The sequence below is a fragment of the Paenibacillus sp. MDMC362 genome, from assembly GCF_003269305.1.
Lineage (GTDB): Bacteria > Bacillota > Bacilli > Paenibacillales > Paenibacillaceae > Paenibacillus_AQ.
On the sequence record NZ_QLYT01000014.1, the window covers coordinates 98,835 to 115,668 of the forward strand.

Genomic DNA, 16,834 nt, shown 5'->3' on the forward strand with positions numbered 1-16,834 from the left:
TTGGATAATGTCCATTATATGATTATAACATACCCGAACAGAAGGCTTCTGCTTGATTCGGCTGGGAAATCATCCTCTTTCCCCATGTTGGTCCGCGCTTTCCTTGGAGGTAAGCTTATGTGCCGGAAACATCCATCTTGGACTCCACCAGTTCGCTCTGCCCATCATCTTCATAAACGCAGGCACAAGCAGCACCCGAATCACGGTGGCATCCAGCAGAATGGCTGCTGTCAAGCCTAAACCGATCGCTTTCATTACTTCATTATCCGTAAATACAAAGGCACCCACGACAACAGCCAGAATCAGGGCAGCGCTTGTAATCAGCCCGCCCGTACTCTCCAAGCCTTCGGCTGTGCTGAATTCGTTATCTCCCGTCCGTTCGTAATTCTCCATGATTCGCGAAAGCATCATGACTTCATAGTCCATCGATATGCCGAACACCACGCAGAATATCAGGATTGGCAAAAGGGCAAAGATGGCTCCCGTGGAGGATACACCCAGCCACTGCGCGCCAACCCCCTCTTGAAACACCCATACCACGATACCGAGTCCGGCCCCGAGGCTGAGCATATTCATTACGCTTGCTTTTAAAGGGAGCACGACCGATCGAAACGCCAATAGGAGAATGACATAGGTAACTACAAATACAAAGACCAGAACGTAAGAGATATTCTGATGGATGGCTTCCATGATGTCCAGTTTATATGCGGGGCTTCCGGTGACATAGGTCGTCAGCTCATTCGTGTCCATCGTCCGTAACGTTCGAACAAGCTGCATAGTCAATGCATGGGATTCCCCATACTCCGGGATCACGGCGACGGCTGCCATATTTCCCCTGACAAAACGATGCTGCTCCAGCTGCTGGCGGATATCTTCGCGGGACAAATACTTCGAGGCTTCTTCCACCGAACCTCTGCCGATGCTCAAATAACTCTCGACCTGCTTCACACCCGGCATCATCCTGATTTCATCCGTATATGCCTTCATTAGCTCGATGCTGCGCGAGTCCTCATAAGAGGCCGGAAGCTCCACTGCTACAACGATTGAATTCAATTCACGTTCATCATAAGCCTGTGTCAGCAGGTCGTGTCCATATCGGGATTCATAGGCGGGGGGAAGCACTTCGGCTGCGGGGATGGCGATATTCATGTCCCGAACCGGATACATCGCCACCAATAATAAACCGATCCCTATGATAGAGATGGTCACAGGATGCGCCATCACAAATCTGGAGAGCCTTCTCCACATACCGGAGGTCTGCCGTGCCCGGAGCGTCCGGTAAGCGGCAGGGAATAGAGGGAGCGCATCTATACGCGGGCCCAACATTCCCAATAATGCGGGAAGAAGCGTGTTCCCGGCCAGCACCGATAACAGCACCACGGTAATGCCGCCTATGCTGAAGGAACGGAAGATCGGCAGATCTATGAAACTCATCGCCACAAAACCGATCAACACGACCGCCCCGGAGAACATCACCGCTTTGCCTGCGGTTGCGCAAGTGACAGCCAGGGCAGTGCCCACATCTCCTCTCCGTGTCCGCATCTCCTCTTTGAACCGGCTTACGACCAGCAACGCATAATCGATACCCACGGCCAGGCCCAGCATCGTTACGACATTCGGAAGGAAATTGCTGATCGAACCGTCAGCCAAAGCGACGAAATACAGGATTCCCATCGTGACCACTGCACTGGCAACTCCGGCTAACAATGGCAGGATCGCGGCAGTCAATGTTCCGAATACAACCGCCAGAATGAGCAGAGCTGCGGGAATGCCTATCATCTCGGCATGGATGATATCGCTTTTGACGGCTTGGTTCATATCAGCGAAGATGGCGGTATTCCCTGTTATGTAAGTATCCGCTCCCGTAATGCCCGGAACCGAGTCTCGAATCTCTTCAAACTGCTTCAAGGCTTCCGTGGAATCCAGATCCAGCAGCACCGTCACGGATACGATATGATCCTGGCCTGCCTTATGAGCTGCCATATTCATATAAATATCCCTGACATAGGGACGAGCTCGCAAAGGTTCAAGCTCCGTCAATATTCGCCTTTGCGCCGTGCCTGCCGTCAAATTCTCATCGTGCCGACTCACAACGACAATATCCAGCGAAGCTGCCGACAAGCCTAATCCCTCTTCCAGTTTCTCGATCCCGATCTGGGCCGGACTATCCTTCGGCGTAAACCCGTTGTGCTGCAGAATGGACGGCAGCTTGAATGCAAACGGAAGCAGCCCGCAAAACAAAAGAAGCCAGATCACAACAATGGCTTTACGGTAGCGGTAGATCTGTCGCCCCCATGTATGCAGCAATGTTGTATGGCTGTTACGTCTCACGAGTCTACCTCCTTAAGTGTACGTTTGATCTATGGTGCTCGCCCGATACCAGCGATCATAATGGCCAGTGTTTCAGACAAATCCAATTCATAAGGTGCAGCTAGCGGGGTGCCTTCGGCATCCGTTAATACGCGGACAACGGGTCGATGCGGCACATGTGCGTGAATTTTGGATACTACTCCACTCTCACCCGTATGCAATTTCACGGTGATTCCTGGAGGATATATCGCTACCCGATCCCGAAACATGGCCAGGAATGACTGTTCATACAGCGTTCCCGAGCCTGCATACATTACCTCGACCGCTTCATGCGGCAATAAGGCAGGCTTGTACACACGCTGCGTTGTCATCGCATCGTAAGAATCCGTAATCGCTATCCATTTGGCGTACTCATGAATCTCAGGTCCCTTCAAGGCCCTGGGATAACCGCTGCCATCCAGGCGTTCATGATGCGACAGGGCGCAATGCGCCGATAACAACGGAATGTTCGGTTCGTCTTTCAATATTTTGAACCCGATCTCGGTATGCTTCTGGACCTCGCGAAAATCCTCTTCGCTCAGCCGTCCCGGATGATTCAGCAGCTTCTGGGATATCCTCGTCTTGCCGATATCGTGAAGCAATGCCCCCAAGCCCAGCACCTTCAGATCCTCCCGATTATAGCCGTAAGACACCCCAAGAACCGTTGAATACAGACAGACGTTAAGGGAATGGCGATACAGATTGTAATCGTTGGTATTCATATCCGTCAGGAGCACCATGCCCTCGTCATGATCCGATATTTCATCCATAATCGACTCCATCATCCCGGAGAACGTTTTGCCTAAATGAAGGAAGCTTCCCTTCAGAGCAGACTGGCTCTCCAGGGTCTTGAAGCTCGTCCGAATTGACTGGATCGCCTGCAGCCGGGTCTCCTCGGTCAACAACTCCGGAACCACGATATCCTCCGTCATCGGTTCCTCAATATAGACATACCCGATCTCCAACGTGCCCAGACGGCGGATCAGTCCTGTTGTCAGCTCCACACCTTCGGCAAGCAGAATTAAACCGTCACTATTATATATTCTCTTACCAAGAACCATTCCCGGCCTCAACGCGTTGATAGGTATAAGACGCAAAATCCGTCACTTCCTCTGCTATTCTCAAACTTGTGTGGGATATAGCGTCCAGTCTTCAGTGGATCACGATACGAAGAAGCCGGATCTCCTCCTTGTGTCTACTCCTGCTTAATGCATGATAAACAGCCAAAACACGGCAGCGAGAACAAAACGGTAGATCGCAAAATGAGTAAGCCTTATCTTCTGTATGAGCTTCATGAAGGCCAAGACGACAAAATAAGCAACAACAAACGAAACGATAAATCCGGCAAGAAATACGCCGATCGTATCTAAAGTAAAATATCGGTAAGAATCAAGCAATTCATATCCGGATGCAGCACACATAATGGGAATTGCGATAATGAACGAGAAATCGGCCGATGCCCTATAGCTCACCCCGCTAAGCATCCCCCCGGAGATGGTGGAGCCCGATCGGGAAAAGCCCGGCCATAAAACGGATATGATTTGGTAGACGCCGATCTGAAGGGCCTGCTTGTATGTCAAATCATCCAAATCATGTGATGTCACTTGAACTTTATGCTTATTGTACCATTCTGCAAAAATCATAAAAATACCGCCGGCAACAAGTGCAAACAGCACCGTCTGCGCATGGAACAGGCTCTTGATAAAATCCCTCGCGAAAAAAGCAACCAGCAGGGCCGGAGCTATTCCCAAAAATATATGAATCAGATTCAATCTTTTTCGAGGCGTTTTCTTGACCAGCGGTTCACTTCGACTCCAGCCGAGCAGGTTCAAAATACGATTCCAGTAAACGATCGCGATCGCCATAATGGCGCCAAGCTGAATGACAACCTCAAACGTCTTCATGATCGGAGTTTGATCGTCGTAACCGAGCACCTTGGCCGTCAAGATCATATGACCTGTGGAAGACACCGGAATGAATTCGGTTAGTCCTTCCACGATCCCCAGTATAATGGATGTGATAAAATCCATGGTCCTTCCCCTCCCTTACCTTTGTCCTCCTCATATGTATGCTCGGCCAAAGGAAGTTAGTCGGGATTGTCAGGATATCCAGCGTGGATTCATGGACTCTTCAAGCGAACCGGGCCTCGATAGCTCACTTCGCAGCAGGTCTCTAATAAACTCCGGCAGCATATATACCGTATCCTTACCAAGCGACAACGACTCGTATCCGATTTTAAAAGTGAACATGTCGAGTGTCCCCACCTTATATTCCCGCTGCGGCTCTAGTGGCTGCCCCTTCATGGAGATATGCGTAATCTTCCGGTAAGGTTCTCCGTTCTTGTCATAGTGGATTTCCAATCCATCAACTGCCAGGCCGCCTAATATATAACCGCGGAAACCAAAGCCCATTATCTTCTTCCCGCTGAACTCCTGAAGCAAACTCTCCTCAAGCGCCTGATAGATATGCTCTCCGCGCAGCTTCACGATGCAGGGATTAATCGGTGACGGGCACAGGCCGTGCAGCATACCGGTGCTGATCTCGCCCTCCGGCAGCGGCCCGAGCAGCTGCCCCGAGTTAACGATGGCAATATCCGCATCCGTGTGCTGCATCACGGCCTGTGCCAGCAGGTTCGCAAACGGCGACTCCTCCTCATAGTGAATGGGCAGACTACGATCAATGACGGCAACGGCCTCCGTTAATTTCTCCCTTGCCAGCTCATGGTGCCTCATGATCGCCTGCTCTACGATGGGCTCCATCAAGTTTTTATCCACGGGGAGCAGACTTCCCTCTATACAGGTAAAGCGATCTTCAGCATGACTGCGCTGCATGACGAGGCGACCTACGTATTGTCCGAACTTGCCTGCACCGCACACGGCTGTGTTCCCGATGATCAGGGGCTCCTCGAGTATATGATGGGTATGACCGCCAAGAATAACATCAATCCCCTCAACATTTTCTGCTAATCTTTTATCAATCGTTAGTCCTAAATGGGATAAAACGATCATGATATCACACTGGCCCTGAAGCGCCCGCACTTGCTCAGCAATAGCCTGCACCGGATCTCCGGCTTCCCAGCCTAACAATTGATAAAAACCTGCAAAAGCAGCCGTTGCGCCGATGAGCCCAATTCGAATGCCATCTCGTTCCAGGATCGCATGCGGCTTCATCCATCGAGGAGAATTACCACTCTGTGTCTCACTTATGTTGCAGCACACAACGGGACACTGCAATCCGGCGTATACGCTCTCCAGAACATCATACGATATGGTAAGCCCTTCGTTATTGCCAATCGTAATGGCGTCGTATCCTGTCAAATTAATGACATCCACATTGGCTTGGCCCATGGTGCCTTCGGTTTCCACCGATGCCCGGTCCATATGATCACCGATATCCAGTACGATTGCCCCATCACCGGCAGCCGCCTTTTCCCGGGAAATAAGTGCCGCCACACTGCTCATCATTTCAAAATGGCTATGTATATCGTTGGTATACAATATCGTCAGCTTCTGTTTGTTGCTTCCAAACCCCATTTGGCGGCCCCCTCCCCAAGTTCGTTATTCGATAATTTCCGGTCTTACAAGCATAACATTTTAGCGAAGAATATGGTATATTGTAGCCCATAAGAATTACGAGGTGATGAAGAATGTCAACAACCGTTTCCATATTGCTATTTGCAGGATTAGCTGATCGAATCGGCACAGCTTCGCTTACATTCAACGTACCGGGCTTGCCCCTTACTGCCGGGGAATTAAAGCTGCTGCTTAGTGAGGCTTATCCTGATGCCCAATCTCAGATTTCCACGGCTTTCGTCGCGGTCAATCAAGAGTATGCGCCTTCGGAACAGCTTATTCAGAGCGGCGACGAGGTAGCTCTAATTCCGCCTGTGTCCGGTGGTGACGGCACAAACTTGCAGGACTCCGGATCCAGGTCCTCGGCTGATGGGAAATGCACGATATCCTACGGCCCCCTGTCCGTAGAGGAAACCATTGCCAAAGTTCATGATGATAATCATGGAGCAACGCTGTCCTTTGTAGGTACAACGCGAGAGATGACCGGCCAGATGCGAACGGTTACGCTGGAGTATGAAGCATACATCCCGATGGCGCTTAAAGAAATGCAGCAAATATGCGCGGACATCTTTCGACAATGGCCCGATACGCGATGTGCAATTTCCCACCGTATCGGTACGGTCGGAATTGGAGAAACCAGTGTTGTGATCGCTGTATCCTCCCCGCATCGGAATGCATGTTATGAGGCCAGCCGTTATGCCATCGAACAACTGAAGCGATCCGTTCCAATCTGGAAGAAGGAGATCTGGGACGACGGTTCAGAGTGGAAAGGCCCGCAGACCGGACCATGGGACCCAACCATTAGGCAATAAGTCGTGATTACACATTGTAAAACCATAATTTTCTTGCTAAGATAGTTTTGATCTTTTTACTTATATAAGGGCAAGAGGTGCAATGATTTGAGAGTACATGTCACGGACCTGATACCCGGTGATCAAATGCAGCATGATGCTTACAACACAAACGGCGTTCATGTTCTACAAAAAGGAACAACCCTTCGTTTAGAGGATATATCCAAGCTACTGCAGCACGGTATCGATTACATAGAAATAAAGCCACGCGCACTGTCTGTATCCCTCGATTCTTCGTCTGAAATTTCAGAATCATACAATAAGGTTAAGCCCCATTTCAATCTTGCATTTGACGGGTGCTCCACCTTATTTACGGAAGCGTCACAATCCGGTAAATTCAATGAGTCCGTTGTGGACGATGTTTTCATGCCTTTAGTCGGCTCACTGAACGAGCATACGGATGTTGTCTCCCTGCTATTGCTGTTTAATGGTAAAGACGATTATACCTATAGGCACTCCATTCAAGTTGGTATGTTATCGTACTACATTGCGGATTGGATGGGATATTCCGAAAAGGAAGCTTATGAAATCGGCAAAGCGGGCTATCTCCATGATATCGGCAAAAGCAAGATTCCTAGAGATATATTGGACAAGCCAGGGAAACTGACTCCTCAAGAATATGAAGAAGTGAAGCTGCACACCATCTATGGTTACGAGATGATCTCTGAATCCATGGATGATAAGGTCACTGCTACGGTCGCGCTCCAGCATCATGAACGGGATGACGCTTCCGGTTATCCGCGAGCGCTCAATGCTGACCAGATTCATCCATATTCTCATATTTGCGCTGTAGCCGATGTATATAGCGCGATGACTACGAACCGGGTTTACCAATCCAAGCAGCAGCTGTTAACCGTACTTCGGGAGCTGTATAGTCTTAGTTTCGGGAAACTGAACGGCAAGCCGACGCATGCCTTCATCCAGCAGATGCTGCCGAACTTTATCGGTAAGAAGGTTCTGCTGACGACCGGCGAATCCGGCATGATCGTCATGAACAATCCTTCGGATTACTTCCGTCCGCTCGTGAAGACCGAGGATCGTTTCATCGACCTCTCCAAGGAGTATAATACCGAAATCCAGGAGATACTTCTGTAACTGGCGTTTTTCGTCTAGGTCCCCGAATAGACAAATAACCGTCGGCGTACAAGCCTGACGGTTTTTTTGTGCGGTTGCGTGACATTTCACCCTCTCACTCTTGATTTCCGGCACACCATAAAAGTCGTGATCTGTCGAGAAGGCTCACACCCCCTCCATGTCACAATGAAATCAACATTACATGGACAATCCCAACATAAAAAAGGGGCAATCCACTCGATCTGAGTGATTTGCCCCTTTGTTATATAAGAAATATTTAGCCGATGGAACCTTCCATCTCGAATTTGATCAGTCTATTCATCTCAACGGCATACTCCATCGGAAGTTCTTTAGTGAACGGCTCGATGAAGCCCATAACGATCATTTGCGTAGCTTCAGACTCGCTAAGGCCACGACTCATGAGGTAGAACAATTGTTCCTCAGATACCTTGGATACGGTCGCTTCATGCTCCAGCGTAATGTTGTCATTCTTGATCTCGTTGTAAGGAATCGTATCAGACGTCGATTCATTATCGAGAATGAGTGTATCGCACTGGATGTTGGCTTTCGCGCCTTCTGCATTCCGACCGAAGGAAGCCAGTCCACGGTATGTTACTTTACCGCCATGCTTACTAATGGACTTGGATACGATCGTAGACGTCGTGTCCGGCGCCAAGTGAATCATTTTGGCTCCTGCATCCTGATGCTGGCCTTTGCCTGCTACAGCGATGGACAATACCATCCCTTTTGCTCCGCGACCCTTCAGGATAACGGCAGGATACTTCATTGTCAGCTTGGAACCGATGTTGCCGTCCACCCATTCCATCGTTGCATTCTCTTCTGCAACGGCACGCTTGGTCACGAGATTGTAGATGTTTGGCGCCCAGTTCTGAATGGTTGTATAGCGAACGCGCGCATTCTTCTTACAGATGATCTCTACTACCGCACTATGAAGCGAGTTGGTGCTGTAGATCGGAGCCGTACATCCTTCTACGTAATGCACGAAGCTGTCTTCGTCCGCAATGATCAGCGTACGTTCGAACTGACCCATGTTCTCGGAGTTGATACGGAAATACGCTTGCAGCGGAATTTCACATTTCACGCCTTTTGGAACATAGATGAAACTTCCGCCAGACCACACGGCACTGTTCAGCGCAGCGAATTTGTTATCCGTTGGAGGCACGACCGTTGCAAAGTATTCTTTCAAGATCTCCGGATGCTCTCGAAGAGCCGTATCGGTATCCATAAAGATAACGCCTTGATCCTCAAGATCCTTTTGCATGTTATGGTAAACAACTTCAGATTCGTACTGTGCGGATACACCCGCCAGGAACTTCTGCTCTGCTTCCGGGATACCCAATTTATCAAAGGTTTCCTTGATCTCGGTAGGTACTTCCTCCCAAGTCTTGCCTTGCTTGTCGGAAGGTCTTACATAGTACTGGATATCGTTGAAGTCCAGCTCGTCGAGATCGCCGCCCCAGCGAGGCATTGGCATTTTCTCGAACTGCTCCAGTGCTTTCAAACGGAATTCCAGCATCCATTCCGGCTCGTTCTTGATTTTGGAAATTTCCATAACGACTTCACGCGTCAAACCTTTACCGGTTTGAAAAATAGCTTTGTGCTCGTCCCGGAAACCATACTTATACTCTTCAATTTCTGGTGCTTTTTTAGCCATTTAACTTACCTCCCTATCGATCTATTCATTCGCTTACTTCGCGTCTATTCCTTTTCGGAGTGCGTTCCACGCAAGTGTTGCGCATTTAATGCGTGCAGGAAACTTGTTGACACCGGATAGGGCTTCAATATCCTCGTACTCTTCAAAATCCACGGCCTCGCCTTTCATAAGGGAGGAGAAGCGGTCCGCCAGGCTGATCGCTTCATCCAGCGTTCTGCCTTTTACGGCGTCCGTCATCATCGAAGCGGAAGACATGCTGATGGAGCAGCCTTCCCCCGTATATTTGGCATCGGCTACCACGCCGTTCTCTACCTTAAGCTGCAAGGAAATGCGATCTCCGCAAGTCGGATTGTTCAAATCGATGGTTACCGCATCTTCTTCAAACTTGCCGCGATTGCGGGGGTTCTTATAATGATCCATGATGACACGTCTGTACAAATCGTCAAGTTGCATCGCCAAAATACTCCTTTGTCTGGATTAAGGCGCTAACTAATCGATCAACGTCCTCTTCTGTATTATACAGATAAAAGCTCGCGCGTGCCGTAGAAGATACTTTTAACCAACGCATAAGCGGTTGACAGCAATGATGTCCTGCACGAATCGCAACCCCCTGTGCATCCAGAACCGTTGCCACGTCATGCGGGTGAACGTCGCCGAGATTAAAGGTAACAAGGCCCACTTTGCGTTCACGAGGACCGTAAATGGTAATCCCGTCGATCTCGGAGATGCGGTTCATGGCATAGGCCGCTAGCTGCGTCTCATGCTGTTCGATGGCTTCCATTCCGATTTCCTCCAGGAAATCGATGGCAGCCCCCAAACCGACAGCCCCTGCAATGATTGGGGTGCCCCCCTCGAACTTCCAAGGGAGCTCCTTCCAGTTTGATTCGTACAATCCAACATCATTGATCATTTCTCCGCCGAATTCGATCGGCTCCATTGATTCCAGCAGCGCCTTCTTGCCGTATAATGCGCCGATACCTGTTGGAGCACACATCTTATGGCCGGACAAAGCGTAGAAATCGCAATCCAGGTCCTGGACGTCCACTTTCATATGCGGTGTGCTCTGCGCACCGTCAACCACAATGACAGCGCCGTGGCGGTGCGCGATTTCCGCAATTTGTTTCACGGGATGCACAACGCCCATGACGTTGGATACATAAGCGATGGCTACAACCTTGGTCCGTTCGGTAACGAGTGCCTCGACATCTTCGACACGGATCGTGCCGTCAGGCTGCAGAGGAATATATTTCAGCGTAGCGCCAACGGCGATCGCCGCCTGCTGCCACGGTATGAGATTACTGTGATGCTCCATTTCCGTCAGGACGATTTCATCCCCGGGACCGCAAACGGAGCGCGCGTAGGACGATGCTACCAGATTTAGGGCCGTCGTCGTACCACGGGTGAAAATAATCTGTTCCGAACTCTCGGCATTAATGAAACGGGCAACCTTCTCCCTGGCTCCTTCATAAGCATCCGTAGCACGGCTGCCGAGTGTATGAACCCCACGGTGCACATTGGAGTTCTCCCACTCGTAGTACCGCTTGATAGCATCTATGACCACCTGCGGCTTTTGTGATGTCGCGGCATTGTCGAGATATACCAGCGGATGTCCGTTGATCTCCTGATGAAGAATGGGAAATTGCTCACGGACAGAGGCGATCATTGTCCCAGCTTCCTTTCAACGAGCCCCTGCAGTTGGTCACGAAGTCCCTCAAGCGGAATTTCGCTGACAACCGGAGCCAAGAAGCCGTAAATAATCAAGGATTCCGCTACGGGACGCGAGATACCACGGGACATCAGATAGTAAATTTGCTCCTGATTCACTTGTCCTACGGACGCTGCGTGCCCGGCTGTTACATCATCCTCGTCAATCAACAGAATCGGGTTCGCGTCGCCGCGGGCTTTCGGGCTAAGCATCAGCACGCGTTCGGTCTGTTGTCCGTCCGCCTTCGTTGCACCCTTCTCAATCTTGGTAACGCCGTTGATGATGGCTTGTGCCTCTTCGCGCATGACTGCACGGGTGATCATCTGGGAAGCCGAGCTCTTGCCGAAATGCTTCGCTTGGGTAGTGTAATTGATCTTCTGGGAGCCGGAGCCGACCGCGATGACTTTCGCATCGGATGTCGAACCGTTGCCCTTCAGAATACTCATGGTATCGCTAGCTGTATCGCCATCGTTCATCTCGCCCACGATCCACTCGATCGAAGCGTCATTGTCCAGCACCGCACGACGGAATGTAACATCGGTTGCTTCGGCAGCCAATTGGTGAACGGAAGCATAACGCACCTTCGCGCCATTTTTAACGAAGACTTCCACAGCTCCGTTATGGGTCACTGGCGCAGCCAGGGAATCCGAAACATAGTTGTCTACATAGGTGATCTGACTGTTCGCTTCGGCTATCACCAGCACATGCGGTGCAAATGTCGCTTCGGCATCGTCGGTCAGCATAACGGCTTGAAGCGGAACATCGACCTCCACATTTTTAGGAACATAGAGGAATACCCCGCCGTTCCATACGGCAGCATGCAGAGCAGCCATCGCATGCTCGTCATTCTTAAGCGCTTGATGCAGATAAGGCTTAACCAAATCCGCGTGTTCTTTAACCGCTGTTTCCAAATCGGTGAAAATGACGCCTTTCGCGGCAAGTTCCGGTGCCAAACTTACATATACGGTTCCCGAGTTGCGTTGAATAACCAGGCCGCCTTCTCTAGAACCTTCGACAAGTTTCGCTACCTGCTCAGGCAATTCGTCAAGGGAAGCAAGTTTGCTGCTCTCTTTATACTCACCATAGCTTTGGATGTTCCAGCGCTCGATGCGTTGTTTCTCCAGCTTGGGCAGTTCCAACTGGCCAGCCAGTTCCAGGGAAGCCAGACGGCTGTCTGTCAGCCAGGCCGGTTCCTGTTTACTTTCGGACAATGCCTTCAGAGCCTCAGCGTTGACCGGAAGAATGGTTTGTGTAGTCATATCGTTTCCTCCTCCCGTCTATTTACGCGTCTTGACCTACAGTTTCATCAGTAATGCCCAGCTCTTCCTTAATCCAGTCATAACCTTCTGCTTCCAAGCGCTCTGCCAGCTCAGGACCGCCGGATTTCACAATACGTCCTTGCATCATCACGTGCACATAATCTGGAGTGATATAGTTAAGCAAACGTTGGTAGTGGGTAATAATCAAGAAACCGCGTTCTTCCGATTTCATGGCATTTACACCGTTCGCTACAATTCTCAATGCATCGATATCAAGACCGGAGTCGATTTCGTCAAGAACGACAAGTTTCGGATCCAGCATCATCATTTGCAGGATTTCGTTACGTTTCTTCTCACCGCCGGAGAAACCTTCGTTCAGGTAACGGTGAGCGAACTCAGGATTCATCTCGAGTTCTTTCATTTTACCTTCCATTTGACGAATGAATTTGATCAGGGAAATCTCGTTGCCTTCACCGCGGCGTGCATTGATGGAACTGCGCAGGAAGTCGGAATTCGTAACGCCGGCGATTTCGCTCGGATATTGCATGGCCAGGAACAGACCTGCGCGTGCGCGCTCGTCAACTTCCATCTCCAGCACGTCTTCGCCGTTAAGGAATACCTTGCCTTCGGTAACTTCATATTTAGGATGCCCCATCAACGCGGAAGCCAAAGTACTTTTGCCTGTACCGTTTGGTCCCATGATGGCATGAACTTCTCCGCCCTTCATCTCAAGGTTGATACCTTTAAGGATCTCCTTGCCTTCGATTGCTGCTTTCAATCCTTCAATGACAAACTTGGTTGACATATTAGATTCCCTCCGTTGAATAGGTAGTGTATTGTTGTCCTATATGATAACAGGATTGGACGCCCTGATTTCATAAAACAAAAAAATAATTATTTATTTATAATCATTCTAAACTGATTATCAATGATTCTCAAGCCATTTTATAATAAAATATGACGCATTTCAACCGGACAAGCGTTTTGCAGACAACATTCAGACAACTATAACAATTAAAAAAACAGGCATGACCGATAATGGCCAAGCCTGTTTCGTTCGCCCTGTTCCCCCATTATATTTGCTGCTGCTCCCGAAAGTCATTACGGCATCCGCCACCGGCGTTTATCGCGCGTTGACAGACGGTGTTCAGGTCAACATCTTGAACTATGAGGCACACGGCACGATAACCGGTGTCCTCAGTTCCTGCAAATTCATGGGGAGAACAGGCATTATTCCGCTCTACTCACGCTTTATCCAAGAAACGAACGCAGCATCCACATATGCTTCTCAAGATCAGCCTTAAATCCGGTGAACATGTCCGCTGTCGGCGCATCTCCGGCTTCCTCTGCCATTTCGATACCTTCCGCCAGCTCCTCGGATACGGTCGCAAAATCCTCAATCAAGGCTTGTACCATGCCGCGGGTATCCTCGTTGCCCGAAGCCTCCTGGACTGTCGCAAGTTCCAGATATTCTTTCATCGTAGCAGCCGGTTTGCCTTTAATCGAAAGCAGGCGCTCAGCCACCTCGTCCATCTTAAGTGTAACTTCGTCATACAATTCTTCAAATTTAACATGAAGGGAGTAGAATTGCTCTCCGGATACATACCAGTGATAATTGTGGAGTTTGACATAGAGCACGTTGAAATTCGCAACCTGTTGATTCAACAATTGCTCCAGACTTGCGTTTTTCGTTTTTCCTGCAGCTTTGCCAGATGTAGTTTTTGCCATGGTTAATCCCTTCCTTTTCTATATGAAATGCACCCTGTACTGCGTCAAAGAAACATTGTGCATAGCGGTGTATACCCATTGTAACTGGTACCCTCTGCTAATGCTATTCCTTCATTAATATACGAGTACATCCTGTGCTTGGGCGTCTATTTGTAGTTTACCCTTTGGATTACGAAGCGAATCAGGTTCATAAACCTTTCGTCTTGCCAAAAAATTATACAAAATTCGCGAAAAAACGTTATACTAGGTAATACCAAGCAAAAAAGTTGGCTTTGTTTTTCTTCTATTCTATTTGGGGGTGACCATCCATGTCTGCATATCATCCGCTGAACGCGGAAGAAGCCATACAATTAGCTAAAAGTATACCGGGCCGGTTCCCGGACCATGCCGAACTCGAATGCCGCGAAATCGGCGACGGCAATCTCAATCTGGTGTTTCATGTCACCGCCAAAAATACGGCTGATAGTATCATTATCAAGCAAGCTGTTCCTTATGCAAAAGTTGTAGGCGAATCCTGGCCGCTGTCTCTCGACCGGGCCCGCATCGAACGACTGGCCCTGGAGACGGAGTACTCCATTTGCCCCGACCTTGTGCCCGAAGTATACGGTTATTCGGATGAACTCGCCTACACCGTAATGGAAGACCTGAGCGAGTATACCATCATGCGCAAAGGCCTGATTGAGGGCAATGCCTATCCGAAGTTCGCAGAGCATATTGGCCGCTTCCTGGCCAGAACGTTGTTCTACACGTCGGATCTCGGGATGAACCAACAGAAGAAGAAGGAACTTGCCGGCCGCTTTGTCAATCCGGATTTATGCAAAATCACCGAAGATTTAATCTTCGAAGATCCATATCGCGAATCCGCCAATAACAATTACTCGCAGAGCATAGCCGATGAAGCGGAAGCCCTCCGCGCCGATCTGCCGCTTCACTTTGAAGTCGCGCTGCTTCGGGAGAAGTTTCTGACTCACGCGCAAGCTCTGCTGCACGGGGATCTGCATACAGGCAGCATCTTCGTCACGCCGGAATCCACCAAGGTCATCGACCCGGAATTCGCTTATTTCGGCCCGATGGGATTTGATATCGGTGCGGTCATCGGCAACCTGCTGCTAAACTATGCGTCACTGCCGGGCTGGAGTCGGGACGAGCATACGCTGGCTGCCCGGGAAGCCAGACTCCTGGAGATGGCAAGCGACGTCTGGACCCATTTCGAGAACAACTTCCGAGCGCTGTGGAACGATGATCTCTTGGACGAGATGTCCCGCACGCCAGGCTATCAGGACCACTATGTATCACAGATTTTGAAGGATACCGCAGGATTCGCGGGCTGTAAAATGATTCGGCGCATCGTCGGATTGTCCCATGTTGCGGACATCGACACCATAACCGATGATCAAGCCAGAGAAGCTGCGCAGCGCAAAGCGCTGGCCATCGGCAAAAATCTCGTGCGGCATCATCGCAGCATCAATTCCTTTGACGACATTGTAACCTTGATTACGCAAGCAACTACAGGAAATGAGGTATCGATATGAGCGGTATGACTACCGGCAATGCCAGCACCTATGAACCGCTAAGCTCCGTTTATTGGGGGGGAGACCACCTGGTCCTGCTGGACCAGCGATTGCTCCCTGAAGAAATTGTCTATCTTCAGCTCTTCACACCGGAGGAAGTCTGGGAAGGCATTCACTCCATGAAAGTCCGCGGCGCGCCGGCTATCGGCATCGCGGCAGCATTCGGCGCCGTCCTTGGCGGCATGCAGGTTGAAGCCGACGATAACAAGGGATGGCTGCAACAAGTCGCAAAAACTTGCGCTTATCTCGCTACGTCCAGACCGACGGCCGTCAATCTGTTCTGGGCGCTGGACCGTATCAAGCTTGCAGCTGAGAAGCTGGCAGCTTCGGATCTCGATACGGCCGGCCTGAACGCGGCGCTCCTCGCCGAAGCCGAAGCCATTCGTGCCGAAGACGAGGATGTATGCCGCCGCATCGGCGAAAACGCGCTGCCGTTCTTCCAGGACGGCATGGGCGTGCTCACCCACTGCAACGCGGGCGGATTGGCAACTGCCAAATACGGTACCGCCCTGGCCCCGATGTATCTGGCTCATGAGCAGGGCCTGAACATCAAGGTGTTCGCGGATGAGACAAGACCTGTCCTGCAAGGCGCGCGTTTAACTGCTTTTGAACTCCAGCAGGCGGGGATTGACGTTACACTGCTGGCGGATAACATGGCCGCCATGGTCATGTCCAAAGGGTGGATTCAAGCTGTTATCGTCGGTACGGATCGCGTTGCCGCAAACGGTGATGTCGCCAACAAGATCGGAACCTACGGAGTAGCGGTACTTGCTAAAGCTCACGGCATTCCATTCTACGTGGCTTGCCCGCTGTCCACGATTGATCTGAATACGAAGACAGGCGCCGATATTCCGATTGAGGAACGTCCTGCGGAAGAGATCACGGAAGGTTTCGGCAAGCGCACAGCGCCGCAAGGCGTAAAAGTGTACAACCCTGCCTTCGACATTACGCCGAGTGAATATGTGACAGCCATCATTACGGAAAAAGGCGTCGTGCAAGCTCCTTATCATGAGAGCTTAAAAAGCTTGTTCGAATAACCGATATTTCCGC

The 16,834-nt window shown here is 50.3% G+C and carries 14 protein-coding genes; 4 read left to right on the plus strand and 10 right to left on the minus strand.

The features are described 5' to 3' along the window. Positions 1-69: 69 nt before the first annotated feature. From DP091_RS06200 to DP091_RS06215, 4 genes are all read right to left on the minus strand, one after another. A complete protein-coding gene (locus tag DP091_RS06200) occupies positions 70-2,331 on the minus strand; it encodes an MMPL family transporter (protein WP_113057517.1) in 2,262 nt (753 codons plus the stop codon). Positions 2,332-2,360: 29 nt separating this feature from the next. After that, positions 2,361-3,446, minus strand: coding sequence for an HD-GYP domain-containing protein (locus DP091_RS06205; RefSeq protein ID WP_181469738.1), 1,086 nt, complete (start codon positions 3,444-3,446; stop codon positions 2,361-2,363). Positions 3,447-3,554: 108 nt separating this feature from the next. Further along, entirely contained in the window at positions 3,555-4,379 is an 825-nt protein-coding gene (locus DP091_RS06210) for an undecaprenyl-diphosphate phosphatase (RefSeq protein WP_113057519.1), read from the minus strand. A gap of 69 nt (positions 4,380-4,448) precedes the next feature. Then, positions 4,449-5,882, minus strand: a complete 1,434-nt coding sequence (locus DP091_RS06215) for a bifunctional metallophosphatase/5'-nucleotidase (RefSeq protein WP_113057520.1) — start codon at positions 5,880-5,882, stop codon at positions 4,449-4,451. Positions 5,883-5,995: 113 nt separating this feature from the next. On the opposite strand from DP091_RS06215, the gene moaD reads away from it, so the two are divergent. Together moaD and DP091_RS06225 are read left to right on the plus strand one after the other, a co-directional pair. After that, entirely contained in the window at positions 5,996-6,733 is a 738-nt protein-coding gene (gene moaD / locus DP091_RS06220) for a molybdopterin converting factor subunit 1 (protein WP_113057521.1), read from the plus strand. A gap of 87 nt (positions 6,734-6,820) precedes the next feature. Further along, a complete protein-coding gene (locus DP091_RS06225; RefSeq protein WP_113057522.1) occupies positions 6,821-7,867 on the plus strand; it encodes an HD-GYP domain-containing protein in 1,047 nt (348 codons plus the stop codon). Between the two features lie 256 nt (positions 7,868-8,123). Here DP091_RS06225 and sufB read toward each other — a convergent pair whose 3' ends face one another. The 6 genes from sufB to DP091_RS06255 all read right to left on the minus strand — a co-directional run bounded on the left by sufB (position 8,124) and on the right by DP091_RS06255 (position 14,213). Next, on the minus strand, positions 8,124-9,521 hold the full coding sequence (sufB, locus tag DP091_RS06230) for a Fe-S cluster assembly protein SufB (RefSeq protein ID WP_071218031.1): 1,398 nt from the start codon (positions 9,519-9,521) through the stop codon (positions 8,124-8,126). 33 nt (positions 9,522-9,554) lie between these two features. Continuing rightward, a complete protein-coding gene (gene sufU / locus DP091_RS06235; RefSeq protein ID WP_071218030.1) occupies positions 9,555-9,974 on the minus strand; it encodes a Fe-S cluster assembly sulfur transfer protein SufU in 420 nt (139 codons plus the stop codon). Further along, a complete protein-coding gene (locus tag DP091_RS06240; RefSeq protein ID WP_113057523.1) occupies positions 9,964-11,184 on the minus strand; it encodes a cysteine desulfurase in 1,221 nt (406 codons plus the stop codon). The genes sufU and DP091_RS06240 overlap by 11 nt, the downstream gene beginning before the upstream one ends. Then, entirely contained in the window at positions 11,181-12,485 is a 1,305-nt protein-coding gene (gene sufD, locus DP091_RS06245; RefSeq protein WP_113057524.1) for a Fe-S cluster assembly protein SufD, read from the minus strand. Before sufD ends, DP091_RS06240 begins: the two co-directional genes overlap by 4 nt. Positions 12,486-12,507: 22 nt before the next feature. After that, complete coding sequence (gene sufC / locus DP091_RS06250; RefSeq protein WP_071218027.1) at positions 12,508-13,290, minus strand: Fe-S cluster assembly ATPase SufC; 783 nt, start codon at positions 13,288-13,290, stop codon at positions 12,508-12,510. A 446-nt stretch (positions 13,291-13,736) separates the two neighbouring features. Beyond that, complete coding sequence (locus DP091_RS06255; protein WP_071218026.1) at positions 13,737-14,213, minus strand: Dps family protein; 477 nt, start codon at positions 14,211-14,213, stop codon at positions 13,737-13,739. Between the two features lie 308 nt (positions 14,214-14,521). Here DP091_RS06255 and mtnK point away from each other — a divergent pair, with 308 nt between their 5' ends. Then, entirely contained in the window at positions 14,522-15,745 is a 1,224-nt protein-coding gene (gene mtnK / locus DP091_RS06260; RefSeq protein WP_113057525.1) for an S-methyl-5-thioribose kinase, read from the plus strand. After that, the gene (gene mtnA, locus DP091_RS06265; protein ID WP_113057526.1) at positions 15,742-16,821 is read left to right on the plus strand and encodes an S-methyl-5-thioribose-1-phosphate isomerase; all 1,080 of its coding nucleotides are present in this window, start codon (positions 15,742-15,744) and stop codon (positions 16,819-16,821) included. Before mtnK ends, mtnA begins: the two co-directional genes overlap by 4 nt. Positions 16,822-16,834 lie beyond the last annotated feature (13 nt).